This window comes from Proteus appendicitidis (assembly GCF_030271835.1).
Taxonomy (GTDB): domain Bacteria; phylum Pseudomonadota; class Gammaproteobacteria; order Enterobacterales; family Enterobacteriaceae; genus Proteus; species Proteus appendicitidis.
Genome location: NZ_CP127389.1, coordinates 2,889,199 through 2,904,406, shown reverse-complemented (window position 1 = coordinate 2,904,406; position 15,208 = coordinate 2,889,199). Strand labels below are relative to the sequence as shown.

At 37.8% G+C, this 15,208-nt stretch carries 12 protein-coding genes and 1 other RNA gene; 7 read left to right on the top strand and 6 right to left on the bottom strand.

The features are described from left to right. Window position 1 precedes the first annotated feature (1 nt). The 5 genes from QQS39_RS13670 to zapA all read right to left on the bottom strand — a co-directional run bounded on the left by QQS39_RS13670 (window position 2) and on the right by zapA (window position 4,933). Complete coding sequence (locus QQS39_RS13670; protein WP_285804721.1) at window positions 2-1,363, bottom strand: HlyD family type I secretion periplasmic adaptor subunit; 1,362 nt, start codon at window positions 1,361-1,363, stop codon at window positions 2-4. A gap of 2 nt (window positions 1,364-1,365) precedes the next feature. Then, window positions 1,366-3,423, bottom strand: a complete 2,058-nt coding sequence (locus QQS39_RS13665) for a peptidase domain-containing ABC transporter (protein ID WP_285804720.1) — start codon at window positions 3,421-3,423, stop codon at window positions 1,366-1,368. A 123-nt stretch (window positions 3,424-3,546) separates the two neighbouring features. Next, complete coding sequence (locus QQS39_RS13660; protein WP_285804719.1) at window positions 3,547-4,140, bottom strand: 5-formyltetrahydrofolate cyclo-ligase; 594 nt, start codon at window positions 4,138-4,140, stop codon at window positions 3,547-3,549. Between the two features lie 170 nt (window positions 4,141-4,310). After that, a non-coding RNA gene (gene ssrS / locus QQS39_RS13655) (6S RNA) lies at window positions 4,311-4,494 on the bottom strand. A 109-nt stretch (window positions 4,495-4,603) separates the two neighbouring features. After that, window positions 4,604-4,933: a cell division protein ZapA gene (zapA, locus tag QQS39_RS13650; protein WP_023581530.1), complete on the bottom strand. Its 330-nt coding sequence runs from the start codon at window positions 4,931-4,933 to the stop codon at window positions 4,604-4,606. 176 nt (window positions 4,934-5,109) lie between these two features. Between zapA and QQS39_RS13645 the strand changes: the two genes are divergently transcribed. From QQS39_RS13645 to gcvP, 7 genes are all read left to right on the top strand, one after another. Further along, window positions 5,110-5,688 carry a YecA/YgfB family protein gene (locus QQS39_RS13645; protein ID WP_151435716.1) on the top strand — a complete coding sequence of 193 codons (579 nt, stop codon included), beginning with the start codon at window positions 5,110-5,112 and terminating at the stop codon, window positions 5,686-5,688. A gap of 63 nt (window positions 5,689-5,751) precedes the next feature. After that, window positions 5,752-7,062 (top strand): Xaa-Pro aminopeptidase, encoded by a 1,311-nt coding sequence (pepP, locus tag QQS39_RS13640; protein ID WP_285804718.1) that lies wholly within the window; start codon window positions 5,752-5,754, stop codon window positions 7,060-7,062. A gap of 13 nt (window positions 7,063-7,075) precedes the next feature. Beyond that, window positions 7,076-8,248, top strand: a complete 1,173-nt coding sequence (gene ubiH / locus QQS39_RS13635; protein ID WP_285804717.1) for a 2-octaprenyl-6-methoxyphenyl hydroxylase — start codon at window positions 7,076-7,078, stop codon at window positions 8,246-8,248. A 69-nt stretch (window positions 8,249-8,317) separates the two neighbouring features. Then, the gene (gene ubiI, locus QQS39_RS13630) at window positions 8,318-9,553 is read left to right on the top strand and encodes an FAD-dependent 2-octaprenylphenol hydroxylase (RefSeq protein ID WP_285804716.1); all 1,236 of its coding nucleotides are present in this window, start codon (window positions 8,318-8,320) and stop codon (window positions 9,551-9,553) included. 414 nt (window positions 9,554-9,967) lie between these two features. Then, window positions 9,968-11,062 (top strand): glycine cleavage system aminomethyltransferase GcvT, encoded by a 1,095-nt coding sequence (gene gcvT / locus QQS39_RS13625; protein ID WP_100159083.1) that lies wholly within the window; start codon window positions 9,968-9,970, stop codon window positions 11,060-11,062. Window positions 11,063-11,097: 35 nt separating this feature from the next. Then, entirely contained in the window at window positions 11,098-11,490 is a 393-nt protein-coding gene (gene gcvH, locus QQS39_RS13620) for a glycine cleavage system protein GcvH (RefSeq protein ID WP_151435712.1), read from the top strand. A gap of 133 nt (window positions 11,491-11,623) precedes the next feature. Continuing rightward, window positions 11,624-14,500, top strand: coding sequence for an aminomethyl-transferring glycine dehydrogenase (gene gcvP, locus QQS39_RS13615; protein WP_285804715.1), 2,877 nt, complete (start codon window positions 11,624-11,626; stop codon window positions 14,498-14,500). A gap of 93 nt (window positions 14,501-14,593) precedes the next feature. On the opposite strand, the gene QQS39_RS13610 is transcribed toward gcvP, so the two are convergent. Further along, entirely contained in the window at window positions 14,594-15,196 is a 603-nt protein-coding gene (locus QQS39_RS13610; RefSeq protein WP_151435710.1) for an HD domain-containing protein, read from the bottom strand. Window positions 15,197-15,208: the final 12 nt, after the last annotated feature.

Genomic DNA, 15,208 nt, shown 5'->3' with positions numbered 1-15,208 from the left:
ATTATTTTTCTGTTAGTGCGTTGTGACGGTAAACTTCTATTGGGCTTAAGAAATAGTCAATAACACGACGTTTATCGATAATAATTTCAGCGACTAAAGACATCCCAGGAGCAAGGCTATATTGTTGATTATTGCTTTCTATCATCTGCGTATTTAGTTCAATTGTTGCGGGATAAACTAAACCTAGCTGCTCATGTTGAATGGAATCTTTGGCGATATTGGTTATATTTCCTTCTAAGGTGCCATAACGAGTGTAAGGAAAAGCATCTATTTTTATCATTGCTTTTTGCCCTACATGTATAAAACCAATATCTTTATTAAGAATATTAACTTCTGCTATATTGTGCTGATTATCAGGGATTATCGTCATCATCTGTTGTGATGGTTGTAAGCTACTACCAAGTGTGTAATTTGTAATTTGTTGTACAGTACCTGTAACGGGGGCGCGGACAATTTTTAACTGTTGTCGTTTTTGAGCATGATTAAGATTTTGGCTATAAATTAATAGCTCACTTTCATACTGTTTATATTTATCATGCCATTCTAATTTTTTCTGTTTTTCTAATGTATCTAAATTTTCATTTAATTTTTTCTCTTGACTCTTAATAAGTTGATATTCGGCATTTTTAATTGTAATGACTCGATTTATTTCTAATAACTCTTTTTCATTTTCTAAATATTCCATTTGGCTAATTATTTTTTTTATAAAAAGCTTTTTCTTAAGAAGAAAACGTTGGTTAATATTTTCTTTCAACGTATTTAATGATAGTAACTCATTATGGATCAGGGTTTGGTTTTTATTATTAATCTCGATTTCGGTATCAATTAAATTTATGTTACTTTCAAATTCATCTTTTTCTTTTTGGTAACTAATAAGAATAGATTTTTTTGTTTTTTCATCTAATTTATTAAAATGATAAAGTTTTTGTGGCGATGCTTCTTGGCTTAATGCTTGGTAACGAAGTTTAAGTAACAGCAGGCTATCTATTTTTTTCTGTAACCCTTTAACTTCTTCATCAACGCCCAATATATCGAGTGTTAACAATGCATCACCTTGATTGACTTTTTGTCCCTCTTTTACATGAAGGACAGCAAGGCGACTATGCTCATAAATTTGAATAACTTGAGAATGCCCTGCAACAATAAGTTTACCTGTTGCAGATGATTGCACATTTAATTTACCTAAAGAAGCCCACATAATAAAAGCGATAACGCTGAAGGAAATAATTGACGCAATATAACGACTATAAGGAGTTAAAGGTTTTTCAATAAGTGCAATATGATTAGGGTAGAAATCATAATTAATATTCTTTTTTTTACGTTGAAATACGTTAGAGAGTGCAGATTTTATATTTAGGTTCATACTCAACATCCTTGTTGGCGTTGCCAAAGTTTTTTGTAGTGGCTATTTTTTGCAATTAATTCCTTATGTGATCCTTCTTCAATAAGGTTGCCTTTTTCCAACACAATAATACGATGACAAGTTCTCACCGTTGAAAGACGATGAGCAATAATGATAATGGTTTTCTCTTTTGCAATAAGAGGAAGGTGTTCTTGGATAATGGCCTGAGATTCATCATCTAATGCGCTGGTGGCTTCATCAAAGATTAAAATTTTAGGCGAAGATAATAAGGCTCTTGCAATCGCAATACGTTGGCGTTGTCCTCCTGATAAAGATTGTCCTCCTTCTGCAATAATAGTGTCGTAACCTAATGGCAGTTTTAAAATAAATTCATGAGCGCCCGTTAGTTTTGCAACGTAAATAACGTCTTCTAAAGAGGCGTTTTGTTGAGTGAGTCGGATATTATCAAATACACTTAGATGAAATAAAAAATTTTGTTGTAGAATGATGCCTATTTGTTGGCGTACTCTATTTAAGTTAAGTTGTGAAAGCGGAATATTATCAAGTGCAACATGACCTGATTGTGGAATATAAAGACCTGAAATCATGCGTGCTAACGTGCTTTTTCCTGATCCTGATGTGCCAACAACACCAATAATTTCATGTCTTTTTATATGTAATGAAATATTATTTAAAATAGCGGGTATATTATTTTGGTAATAAAAACTGACATTATTAAAAGTAATTTCCCCTTTAATATTTGTTTCTAATATTGAATTATTCTGTTCTTTAGGAAGGTTAAGTATATCTTGTAAGTTATAGATTGCTGTTTTTGTTTTGATATATTTTCCCCAAACATCAATAGCTGTGGCTAAAGGTTGTAAGCAATAGCCAAGTAGCATCGTAAAAGCAATAAGCTGACCTATTGTCATTGACAGCGAAATAACTTCACAAGCTCCTATCCATAGAAGTAGTGCAACTGTTGTTTTATTTATAAATGACACAATAAAGCGAGATAAATTATCAATATTTTGAAGCTTTTCGTTTTCACCGGTTAGTTTATGGATTTGTGTATACCATTGTTGTGTAAATCTTGGCTCCAGAGAAAGGCTTTTAATAGTCTCAATGCCACCTAAGCTTTCAGTAAGAAAGGCTGTATTGACTGCGACTTTTTGATAAAGATGTTGAACTGCAAATTCTATTTTTGGGGCAAGTAATTTAGCTAAAATAAGATAAAGAGGAATTGTCGAAATAAATATTAATGTTAGCTTTAACGATAATAATGCCATTGCGAATATAAATAAAAAAATAAAAAAAGAATCAACAAATAACAGTAAGAGCGTTTTTGTTATAAATTCTCGTATAATATCTAATTCTTTTATTCGAGCCACAATGGCACCGGTTTGACGTGATTTAAAATAGCCGATAGGAAGTCTAAACAAGTGTTGAGCGAGTTTTAGACTTAACGTTATATCAATTTTATTTGCTGTGTGTTGATAAATATATTCTCGAATTCCTTTTAGTGTCCCTTCTAGAACAGCAATAAAAATTAAACCAATAATTAAAACATCTAGTGTTGATAGAGCCTGATGGATAATTACTTTATCCATAATAATTTGTATTATAAAAGGCGATGTAAGCATTAATAGTTGAAGAATGAGTGAGTAAAAAAGAATGTTTATAAAGATAAGTTTGTATTTCTTTATTACTGTAAAAAACCATGAGAGACTAAAAAATGGATTTTCTTTAAAGCAAAGGTAATAACATTGTGCAATGTTTAATGAATTGAATTGGTTTTGACTTAGGTTTTCTGTTTTATCTTTTTGCAGATTATAAATCAGATATGTGTTTTCATTTTTTTTTAATAATATAAATGTGTTGTTTTTATTATCTAAAAAAATAATTTGATGTTCTGTTTTTTTTAAAATAAGTGATTTCTTTGTTTTTTTTAGTTTAAATTGATATTCATTTTCTAATGAGTTTATAGTAGAGTCTTTTTTTATTTCTATTTCTCTCTTTTTAGTTAGATTGATAATAATACTAATGCTTTTTATTAGGTGACTTTCTGTTTTATTATCCATGACAATAAAATACCTTTTGTATAGCTGAAAAATATAAAAAGGTATTTAATATTATTTTTTTTATCAAAAATATAAAAAAACACAGATGATAATCACTAATCTTAATCTAGTACTAATATAAAACTAAAAATGCCAGATCTTTTCTGGTGTAATAATTTCAGGTAATGGCACATCCCAATTTGCAATAGGAAGGTGAGCAACTTGTTGGCAAGTATGTGCTAATCCCATTGGATAAAATGATTTTTGTTGCCAGTTTTCTAGCGTTCTATCGTAAAAACCACCCCCCATACCTAATCGTTGACCTTGTTCATCAAAAGCCACTAACGGTGTAAAAATAATATCAATATTAGAGATAGGAATAACCATGTTCACATTTAAAGGAGGTTCCGAAATATTAAAGCGATTTTTTACTAACACCGTAGAAGGTGTATAGCGTAAAAAAAGGAGGTGATGGCGATGAAAGGGATGCAATACAGGTAAGCAAACCTGTTTATTTAATGTCCATAGTTGGGAGATCAACGGTGATGTATCTATTTCACCATCAAAAGAAAGAAACAGTGCAATCGTCTGTGCTTGTTCGATTTTTGGGTGAGTAAGAACTTGCTTACATAATTTATCAGCTGCCTGTTGTTGCTCGGCTAATGTAAGTAAACGTCGTTTTTGGCGAATAGCTTTGCGGATTTCATCTCTTTGCTGAAAAAGTGAAGTATGCGTCATTCATAAATCCATCAATAAGTGGTTGGCATTAAGTAGAAACCATCATTTCAATCAATTTATCACACTTTAGAGGTAAGAACGCGAAGAGGTTGAAGATATGAGAATAGAGGCATAAAAAAAGTTCTAAATATTAAGTAACTATAAAATACTTAATATTTAGAACTTTAGTAGGGATCTCCAAGATGCCGCCGCAAGCTGTAACCCTTGAACCCATGGTCCAAGGTGAACATAGTGTTGTTGCCATTAGGCTGCCTGAACGAATCGGGTATGCTCACAAGCAACAGATCACCACGTTCTATGTGTTTCGAATATCGGCTCAGGGGACTGGCCCGCTGGCAAACATCTCAGAGAAATTTGGTGGGTGCGTTAAGCACCTTATCTGTGAACTATTGTATTATTTTAATTGTAGAAAGCAACCTATTATCTGTGAATTTCGTGGTGTACGCGTGCTTTCTGAACAAATCTACTTCGCAGTTGAAAAAGTGCGATCATGGTGCTTGCCTTGATCGTGTAAAGCTTGTTCAATAGATTGTTGTAGCATTTTTATTTTCTCTTCCATGTTGTAGGCATAGTCTCTGGTTTTTAACTTTTCTTCTGCCAACTCATGACTCATATTTAATGCCACGATAAAAATTAAGTGCTCTGTATTGGAAACACCACTGCGTTCTTTGAGATCTTGTAATCGTTGTTCCAGTTCAGCAGCAGAAGCCAGTAAAGCATCTCTTTGTTCTGGTGGGCAATTGACACGTAATGAGCGCCCAAAAATTTGAAGATCAACGGGTTGTGCGGACATGATTCCTTCCTGACATAAAATCTGTGCTACGTGTTTAGTAGTGTATACGGTTATAACGCTGTATTAAACGCTATTACTGCAAAAATTCCAATGATTAACATGGCTTAACTGGTACAGCGACTTCTATTGATGGTAGCATATCTTGAACTATTCCCCTAAATGCGACGTTTATTCTTATGTCAAAACAGAACACATTACCAAATTATCAAACTATTGATGCATTATTACAGCAACATACAGTACCTTTAACCGCGGCTGAAATGCATGGTTTGATTACAGGATTTATTTGCGGTGCAGTGCGTGACAGCAGTTGGAAAACCTTATTACACGATCTGACTAATGAAGGTTTAGCTTTTCCTAAAACGCTATCAGAGCCACTTGAAGAGCTTTATCACATCACCCATGAACAGCTCGATGACAGTGTGTTCAACTTCTCTATGTTAGTGCCTGACGAATCTGAATCTGTTTTTCTAAGAGCCGATGCCCTTGCAGGTTGGGTTAATCATTTTCTTTTAGGTCTGGGTGTCGCTCAACCTAAGTTGTCTGATCATAAAGAATTGACCGAAGTGATTACTGATTTGCGTAATATTGGTGCGCTAGGTTATGAAGAAGACGAAAATCAAGAAGAACTTGAAGATGCTCTTGAAGAAGTCAGTGAATATGTAAAAGTATCCGTTCAACTTTGTTATATCACTTTTGTCGCACCAAAAGACAAAGGAAATGACGAACAAAATGAGCAACGTGTACTACATTAATTTCATTATTAATAGCATCATTAATTAGATAACCATAAAGATAAATGAAAGACAGGAGTGGGTATGAATAAGCAAGAATTTTTATCCCGTCGTCAGGCATTATTAGCTCAAATGAAGCCTGCGAGTGCAGCTATCTTTTTCGCCGCACCACCAGCGCAACGTAATGCCGATAGTGAGTATCCTTATCGCCAACATAGTGATTTCCTTTATCTAACCGGTTTCAGCGAGCCTGAAGCTATTCTTGTGCTGATTAAAAGTGATGAAACACATAATCATAGTGTGCTTTTTAATCGTGTTAGAGATCTAACCGCTGAAATTTGGTTTGGTCGCCGCCTCGGACAAGAAGCTGCACCTGAAAAATTAGGTGTTGATAAGGCGCTACCTTATGAAGATGTTGGTGAGCAACTTTATCAATTATTAAACGGGTTAGATGTTGTTTATCATGCTCAAGGTGAATATGCGTTTGCTGATGAGATAGTTTTTGCTGCATTAGAAACCTTAAGAAAAGGCTCTCGTCGTAACTTAAAAGCGCCACAAACTATCATCGATTGGCGTCCAATTGTTCATGAACAACGCCTATTTAAATCTGATTTTGAACTTGAATTACTGCGTAAAGCTGGAAAAATTACCGCATTAGCACATACGCGTGCGATGCAAAAATGCCAGCCGGGTATGTATGAATATCAACTTCAAGGTGAGATTGAACATGAGTTTGTCTCTCATGGTGCGCGTTACCCTTCTTATAACAGTATTGTCGGTAGTGGTGAAAATGGTTGTATTCTGCACTACACCGAAAATGAAACCAAAATGCGTGATGGGGATTTAGTTCTTATTGATGCAGGCTGTGAATATGAAGGTTATGCCGGTGATATCACCCGTACTTTCCCTGTTAATGGTAAATTTAGCCGTCAACAACGTGAAATTTATGACATAGTTTTAAAATCTATCAATGTTTCTTTGGAATTGTACAAACCTGGTACAAGTATCAAAGAAGTCACTGAGCATGTCGTGTATATCATGGTCGAAGGACTGGTTAAACTGGGCATTATGCACGGTGAAATCGAGCATCTTATTGAGACAAAAGCCTATCAGCGTTTCTTTATGCATAGCTTAAGCCACTGGCTGGGTCTTGATGTTCATGATGTTGGACATTATGGCACAGATCGTGACCGCATTTTAGAACCGGGTATGGTACTAACCATTGAGCCGGGACTTTACATTGCGCCAGATGCCGATGTGCCACAAGAGTATCGTGGTATTGGTATTCGTATTGAAGATGACATTGTTATCACGGAAACAGGCAATGAGAATTTAACGGCATCTGTCGTTAAAGATCCTGATGAAATTGAAGCTCTGATGGCAGGAAAAATTTAAGGCTAAAATCAGCATGAATGTGATTATTGTGGGTGGTGGAATGGCAGGTGCGACATTAGCACTTGCACTCTCTGCATTAAATAAAGGTAAGATTTCAATTTCGTTAATTGAAGCAAGAGAGCCTGACAATGGGCACCCTGGGTTTGATGCAAGAGCGATCGCATTAGCACATGGAACAGCAAAACGGTTAGAGCAAATCGGGCTTTGGTCAACATTAAAACCTTTTGTCACTCCCATTAATCATGTTCATGTTTCTGATAAAGGTCATTGTGGTTTTGTTAATATTTATGCGCAAGACTATGATATCTCAGCACTGGGTTATGTTATTGAATTGCATGATGCAGGGCGTCAGCTTTTTGCTAAGTTAAAAAAACAATCTAATATCACGCTTTATTGCCCCGCCAAAGTTGAACATGTTCAACGTAATATCGATTCTGTTGAGGTAACACTTGATGATGGTACGCAATTATCGGGTAATTTACTGATTGCTGCTGATGGTACACACTCACCTATTGGTCACCAGTGCCAGATCCAATGGCACCGAGAGCCTTATCATCAAGTGGCTGTGATCGCTAATGTCAAAACGCAAATCGATCCCCAAGGCAAAGCTTTTGAACGTTTTACGGAGTTTGGCCCCTTAGCCATGTTACCAATGAGTGAAGGGCGGAGTTCATTGGTGTGGTGTCATCCCATTGAAAAATTAGATGAAGTTTCACAGTGGGATGATGAAACAACTATCGCACATTTACAACGTGATTTTGGCTGGCGTTTAGGGAAGATAGAGCATATTGGCAAGCGAAATTGCTACCCTTTAGCGCTACAAAAAGCCAATCAAATTATTGGTCATCGTTTAGCGTTAGTTGGAAATGCTTCGCAAACACTTCATCCTATTGCAGGACAAGGTTTTAACCTTGGTTTACGTGATGTTATGGCTCTCGCCAATACGATCACCCAAGCGATTAATGCCAATATTGATATTGGTAGTTATCGAGTGCTCTCTCAATATCAACAACTTCGCCAACAAGATAGAGAAAAAACAATCTCTATTACTGATGGGTTGGTGAAAGTGTTTGCAAATCGTTGTGTGCCACTGATTGTTTCTCGCAACTTAGGGTTAATGACGATGGAATTGCTCCCAATGATGAGAGATAAATTGGCACATCAAACACTTGGCTGGACAGACTAGAGCGTGTTGATCTTTGATGGTCAATTTTCATTCGAATTAAATATAGTCGCTTTTTAGGATACTTTTATTATGAAATCATTTGATGTTGTTATTGCTGGTGGTGGAATGGTAGGGCTTGCATTAGCCAGCGGTTTACACGGGTGTGGATTACGTATAGCGATAATAGAAAATCACCCGGTAACGAAGCTTTTTCACCCACAAGATGATTTTTCATTACGGGTATCTGCTATTAATACAGCCAGTGAAATGTTGCTGAAAAAATTAGGTGTTTGGGAAAATTTACAAGCATTACGAACTGCACCTTATCAAGGTATGGAAGTTTGGGATCAAGATAGCTTTGGTCGTATTGAGTTTTCAGCACAAAAAGAAGGATTTAGTCACTTAGGCTCTATTATCGAAAATAACCTTATTCGTGAAGTACTTTGGCAAAAATGTGAAAGCCATAGTGATATTACCTTCTATTCATCCACACAAATTGAGCGCGTGGTGTGGGGGGAAAATGATGCATTTATTACCCTTGATGATGGTGAAATGTTGACAGCCAGATTAGTTGTCGGAGCTGACGGCGCTAATTCATGGTTACGCAAACATGCAGATATTCCCCTGACTTTTTGGGATTATGAACATCATGCCTTCGTTGCGACTATTCGTACCGAACAACCTCATGAAAATGTTGCGCGCCAAGTCTTTCATGGCGAAGGTATTTTGGCGTTTCTGCCTCTTTCTGATCCTCATACTTGTTCTATTGTTTGGTCTTTACCAAACAACCTCGCTGAACGTTATAAAAACGTAGAAAAAAACCTATTTGAGCGCACACTCGGTGTGACCTTTGATATGCGTTTAGGTCAATGTGAATTAATAAGTGATCGTATGACCATACCATTAACAGGTCGTTATGCTCGCCAGTTTGCGGCTCCTCGTTTAGCGTTATTAGGCGATGCGGCGCATACTATTCACCCTTTAGCAGGGCAAGGTGTTAACCTTGGTTTTATGGATGTTGCTGAGTTAATTGGTGAGATCCGTCGCTTAAAAGCAGAAGGTAAAGATTTTGGTGAATATCTCTATTTGAGACGGTTTGAGCGTCGTCGAAAACATGCCGCTGCTGTGATGTTGGCAAGTATGCAAGGATTCCGTGAACTTTTTGCTGGCAACAACCCCGTGAAAAAACTGGTGCGAGATATCGGTCTTTCGTTAGCAGATAGTTTACCGGGGGTAAAACCTAAGTTACTTGAGCAAGCAATGGGACTTTCTGATTTACCTGAATGGTTAAGTAATAAAAATCTCACTTCAGTTGAAAAAATCTAATTCCTCTCTTATTTCACATTACTTTTATTTATACCTGACTGAAGAAATAGAACTAAAAAAATCTATTTTTTCAGTCTATTCTTTGCACTAATTCCTTTTTTTCAGTAATTCCTCACTAAAAATGAGCGCTGATACGCATAATTGCAATCATTAGTTCTGCATACCCATATGTCTACATTATGATTAAGAGACACAATACCCTATTTTAACTTATGGTTTATTTTTTCTCACAATGCTAAGTTCAAAGGGATGGTATCGTTTGCGTTGTACGTTAATTGCTCTTATTTGTTAAATCCATGTTTAAAAATAAACTTAAGCTTGAGATTAACACTATGATTTCAAATCAAGTTTAATTTTATATTTAACAAATTGCGTTCTCTGAATAATCTAAAGTAAAAGTAGAAAGAGGGAAAAATGGCAAAACAGACTCCGTTGTATGATGAGCATGTAGCCTGCGGTGCTCGTATGGTTGATTTTCATGGTTGGATGATGCCTTTGCATTATGGCTCTCAAATAGATGAACATCATATTGTGCGTCGTGATGCAGGTATGTTTGATGTTTCTCATATGACCATTGTTGACTTACATGGCTCACAAGTTAAAGATTTTCTGCGTTATTTATTAGCGAATGATGTCGCTAAACTCACCGAAAAAGGTAAGGCGCTTTATACTGGTATGCTCAATGCATCAGGCGGTGTAATTGATGATCTTATCGTCTACTATTTTGATGACTCTTTCTATCGCCTCGTTGTGAACTCCGCTACTCGTGAGAAAGATTTGGCATGGATTGAACAACATGCTTCAGATTATGTCGTTGATATCACTGTTCGCGACGATCTGGCTTTAATCGCTGTTCAAGGTCCTCATGCACAAGAGAAAGTACAAAGCTTATTAAGCGAAGCGCAACGCCAAGTTGTTTCTGCCATGAAGCCTTTCTATGGTGTAGAGCTTGGAGACTTATTTATTGCCACAACCGGCTATACCGGTGAAGCTGGCTATGAAATCGCCATGCCAAAAGAGCAAGCCGTCGATTTTTGGAAAAAATTATTAGCTGTGGGAGTTAAACCTGCAGGATTAGGTGCAAGAGACACATTACGCCTAGAAGCTGGAATGAACCTCTATAGCCAAGAGATGGATGAAACTATTAATCCACTTGAAGCCAATATGGGATGGACGATTGCATGGGCGCCAGAAGATCGTCAATTTATTGGTCGAGAAGCATTAGAAAAATTACGCGCAACAGGCACAGATAAACTTGTTGGTCTTGTAATGCGAGAGAAAGGTGTGTTGCGTGCAGGTACTGCCGTACACTTTACTGATGATTTAGGTGAATTAAGAGAAGGTATTATTACAAGTGGTACTTTTTCGCCTACATTAGGCTTTAGTATTGCATTAGCAAGAGTTCCAGCAGGTATAAAAGATAGCGCAATTGTATTAATGCGTAATCGTGAGATGCCAGTAGAAGTGGTAAAACCTGGTTTTGTTCGTTCAGGTAAAGCATTGGTATAACACGGTACAATTATTTTAAATGGAGAGTAAGGTCGATGAGTCAAATACCTAGTGAATTAAAATACGCACAATCTCATGAGTGGATCCGTTCAGAAGGCAATGGTGAATACACTATCGGTATTACTGAACATGCACAGGAATTATTAGGTGACATGGTGTTTGTTGATCTACCAGAAGTGGGTAGAGAAGTTGCAATCGGTGATGATTGTGCGGTAGCGGAATCAGTAAAAGCTGCATCAGATATTTACGCACCATTATCGGGTGAAATTATCGCAGTAAATGAAGAGTTAGACGGTTCTCCAGAACTTGTGAACAGCGCACCTTATGGAGAAGGTTGGCTATTTCGCATTAAAGCAAATAATGAAAGCGAATTAGATGACTTACTTGATGCCGCCGGTTATCAAGAACTGGTAGATAGCGAAGAGTAAAAAGCAGCGCCCCGTCAGATTAATGTCGGGGCGTTTTTATTTGTTAGCTTGTTATCGTAATGCTATCTCAACGCGCTTTAAGCCGTGTGCTATTTACCAATCCATTCATAGTGAATTCAGGAAATTACTTGCAATGACACAGACTTTAAATCAGTTAGAGTATCGCGATGAATTTATTCGTCGCCATATTGGTTCATCACCAGAACAGATTAAAGAGATGCTCAGTGCTGTTGGCGTCTCCTCATTAAATGAATTAACTCAAAAAATTGTTCCAAATAATATTCAATTAGAAACACCACCAAATGTGGGAGCAGGGGCAACAGAGCAAGAAGCCTTGGCTGAATTAAAAGCGATCGCCAGCCAAAATAAACGTTTTACTTCTTACATTGGAATGGGTTACGCACCTTCTGTATTACCTCCTGTAATTTTGCGTAATTTATTAGAAAATCCGGGTTGGTATACTGCTTATACACCTTATCAGCCAGAAGTTTCTCAAGGTCGTCTAGAATCACTATTGAATTTCCAACAGGTTACAATTGATTACACAGGAATGGATCTTGCTTCTGCATCGTTGCTAGATGAGGCAACGGCCGCAGCCGAAGCAATGGCAATGGCAAAACGTGTAAGCAAATTGAAAAATGCTGATCGTTTTTTTGTCGCTGATGATATTCACCCTCAAACCTTAGATGTTGTCAGAACGCGTGCAGATACCTTTGGTTTTGAAGTTGTTGTTGATAAAGCGGAAAAAGTATTAGAGCTTGAAGGTGTGTTTGGTGTGCTATTACAACAAGTTGGCACAACAGGCGAAGTTCATGATCACAGTAAGTTATTAGCAGCACTAAAAGAGCGCAAAATCATTACCAGTGTTGCCGCTGATTTAATGGCGCTGGTGGTACTCACTGCACCGGGCCATCAAGGTGCTGATATCGTATTAGGCTCAGCACAACGTTTTGGTGTCCCTATGGGTTACGGTGGCCCACATGCGGCATTCTTTGCTTGTCGTGATGAATATAAACGTGCAATGCCGGGACGTATTATTGGTGTTTCTCGCGATGCTGCGGGTAATCGCGCATTACGTATGGCGATGCAAACGCGTGAACAACATATTCGTCGTGAAAAAGCGAACTCAAATATTTGTACATCCCAAGTGTTACTTGCCAATATCGCGGCTATGTATGCGGTTTATCATGGGCCAGAAGGATTAAAAACCATCGCTCAACGTATTCATCGTTTAACGGATATTTTAGCCGCGGGTTTACAACAAAACGGTATGGTATTACGCCATAAAACTTGGTTTGACACATTAACGATTGATACCGCAGATAAAGCTGCTGTATTACAACGCGCTAAAGATGCCGAAATTAACTTACGTACCGATATCGTGGGTGCTGTGGGTGTCACACTAAGCGAAATTACAACGCGTGAAGATGTATTAAAGCTTGTTGAAATAATCAGTGGTAAGGCATTAGCGGGTGATATTGATGCACTTGATAAACAAGTTGCTGCCTCATCAGTATCAATTCCTGCTTCTATGCAACGTAAAGACACTGTGCTGACACATGAAAACTTCCATCAGTATCACAGTGAAACGGAAATGATGCGTTATATGCATCGATTAGAAAATAAAGACTTAGCATTGAATCAAGCGATGATCCCATTAGGATCATGTACGATGAAACTTAATGCTGCCGCCGAAATGATCCCGATCACATGGCCTGAATTTACAGAGCTACATCCATTCTGCCCAGCCTATCAAGCGAAAGGCTATCAAGTGATGATTGGACAACTCTCTAATTGGCTTGCGGCACTTACGGGTTATGATGCGATGTGTATGCAACCAAACTCAGGCGCTCAAGGTGAATATGCCGGTTTATTAGCGATTCGTCGTTATCATCAAAGCCGTGGCGAAGGTGCGCGACATATCTGCTTGATCCCAAGCTCAGCACACGGTACTAACCCCGCTTCTGCTCATATGGCAGGTATGACAGTGGTGGTTGTCGGTTGTGATGATAATGGTAATATCGACATTGCAGACTTAAAAGCCAAAGCAGAAAAACATCAAGCGGAACTCTCTTGTGTGATGGTGACATACCCATCAACGCATGGTGTTTATGAAGAAGGTATTCGCGAAGTTTGTGAAATCATTCATCAATATGGCGGACAAGTTTATCTTGATGGTGCCAATATGAATGCGCAAGTGGGGATCACAACACCGGGCTTTATTGGTTCTGATGTCTCTCACTTAAACTTACATAAAACCTTCTGTATTCCTCATGGCGGTGGTGGTCCAGGAATGGGACCTATTGGTGTGAAATCACACTTAGCACCATTTGTACCGGGGCATTCGGTTGTTGAAATGGAAAATGTCACAACACAAGGCGCGGTTTCTGCGGCTCCATTTGGTAGTGCTTCAATACTACCGATTAGTTGGATGTATATTCGTATGATGGGCGCACAAGGGCTTAAAAAAGCAAGCCAAGTGGCAATCTTAAATGCGAACTATATCGCACAACGTCTGAAAGATGACTATGACATTCTTTATGCTGGCGCTGATGGTTATGTCGCACATGAATGTATTATCGATATTCGTCCATTAAAAGCGAATTACGGTATTAGTGAAATGGATGTGGCTAAGCGTTTAATTGACTATGGATTCCACGCTCCAACCATGTCATTCCCTGTTGCGGGCACCTTAATGATTGAGCCAACAGAGTCTGAAAGTAAAGTTGAAATTGATCGCTTTATTGAAGCGTTGCTTTCTATCCGTGCTGAAATTGCACAGGTAGATAAAGGCGTATGGCCAATTGATGACAATCCACTAGTTAATGCACCTCATACACAATATGAATTAGTGCAAGAGTGGTCACATAGTTATAGTCGTGAATGTGCAGTATTCCCAAGTGAAGCAACAAAACAAAGCAAATACTGGCCAGCGGTTAAACGTCTGGATGATGTGTATGGCGACCGTCATTTACATTGTTCATGTGCGCCAATTAGTGACTATGAATAAGCTTTAATCTAACCATATTCTTAAATTAAAATACCGATGGTGAAGAAGTTAGCCATCGGTATTTTTTATTTCACAAATTCAGCATTGAATATATTACTTCAGCCAGCCTTTTTTCTGTGCCTCTAATAATTGAGGGTAGAGATATTGCCAAAATTCAGGCCACTGTTTTTCAATAAACAAATTTCTAGCCAAGACTTGCTCAAGGCGAATATTATTTTCAACCCAGCTTTGACCTTCATTATGCAAGTTCATCAGCATCGGCATAGTGCGATCAAGAATATTGGCAAACTGAGATTCTGGTGTTTCCGCTGCATCATATTCCAGCCATAAATTGAGGAAATATTCATTTTGTGGGGAAGGTAATAAAGAGAAAATACGTTTTGCGGCTTTTTGCTCATGCTCTTTAATCGCTTCACGAGCTGCAACGTCATAAACCATTACATCGCCAGCATCTATTTCAACAATATCGTGAACAAGGGCTAATTGAATAGCACGTCCCATATCAATATCACCTGCATAAGGCTGAAAACTCATTGCTGCAACGGCAAAGTGCCAGCTGTGTTCTGCGGTATTTTCGGAACGACTATTATCTAATACATTATTTTTACGATAAACACGCTTTAGTTTATCTAACTCCATAATAAAGTTAATAGTATCAGAGAAGGGGCCAAATGCCCCTTTAGGTAATTGTGTCATAAAATTCCGTAT

Excerpts from the sequence above, each read along its gene's own strand:
- QQS39_RS13670 (WP_285804721.1), bottom strand. The coding sequence starts at position 1,363 with ATGAACCTAAATATAAAATCTGCACTCTCTAACGTATTTCAACGTAAA.
- QQS39_RS13665 (WP_285804720.1), bottom strand. The coding sequence starts at position 3,423 with ATGGATAATAAAACAGAAAGTCACCTAATAAAAAGCATTAGTATTATT.
- QQS39_RS13660 (WP_285804719.1), bottom strand. The coding sequence starts at position 4,140 with ATGACGCATACTTCACTTTTTCAGCAAAGAGATGAAATCCGCAAAGCT.
- zapA (WP_023581530.1), bottom strand. The coding sequence starts at position 4,933 with ATGTCCGCACAACCCGTTGATCTTCAAATTTTTGGGCGCTCATTACGT.
- QQS39_RS13645 (WP_151435716.1), top strand. The coding sequence starts at position 5,110 with ATGTCAAAACAGAACACATTACCAAATTATCAAACTATTGATGCATTA.
- pepP (WP_285804718.1), top strand. The coding sequence starts at position 5,752 with ATGAATAAGCAAGAATTTTTATCCCGTCGTCAGGCATTATTAGCTCAA.
- ubiH (WP_285804717.1), top strand. The coding sequence starts at position 7,076 with ATGAATGTGATTATTGTGGGTGGTGGAATGGCAGGTGCGACATTAGCA.
- ubiI (WP_285804716.1), top strand. The coding sequence starts at position 8,318 with ATGAAATCATTTGATGTTGTTATTGCTGGTGGTGGAATGGTAGGGCTT.
- gcvT (WP_100159083.1), top strand. The coding sequence starts at position 9,968 with ATGGCAAAACAGACTCCGTTGTATGATGAGCATGTAGCCTGCGGTGCT.
- gcvH (WP_151435712.1), top strand. The coding sequence starts at position 11,098 with ATGAGTCAAATACCTAGTGAATTAAAATACGCACAATCTCATGAGTGG.
- gcvP (WP_285804715.1), top strand. The coding sequence starts at position 11,624 with ATGACACAGACTTTAAATCAGTTAGAGTATCGCGATGAATTTATTCGT.
- QQS39_RS13610 (WP_151435710.1), bottom strand. The coding sequence starts at position 15,196 with ATGACACAATTACCTAAAGGGGCATTTGGCCCCTTCTCTGATACTATT.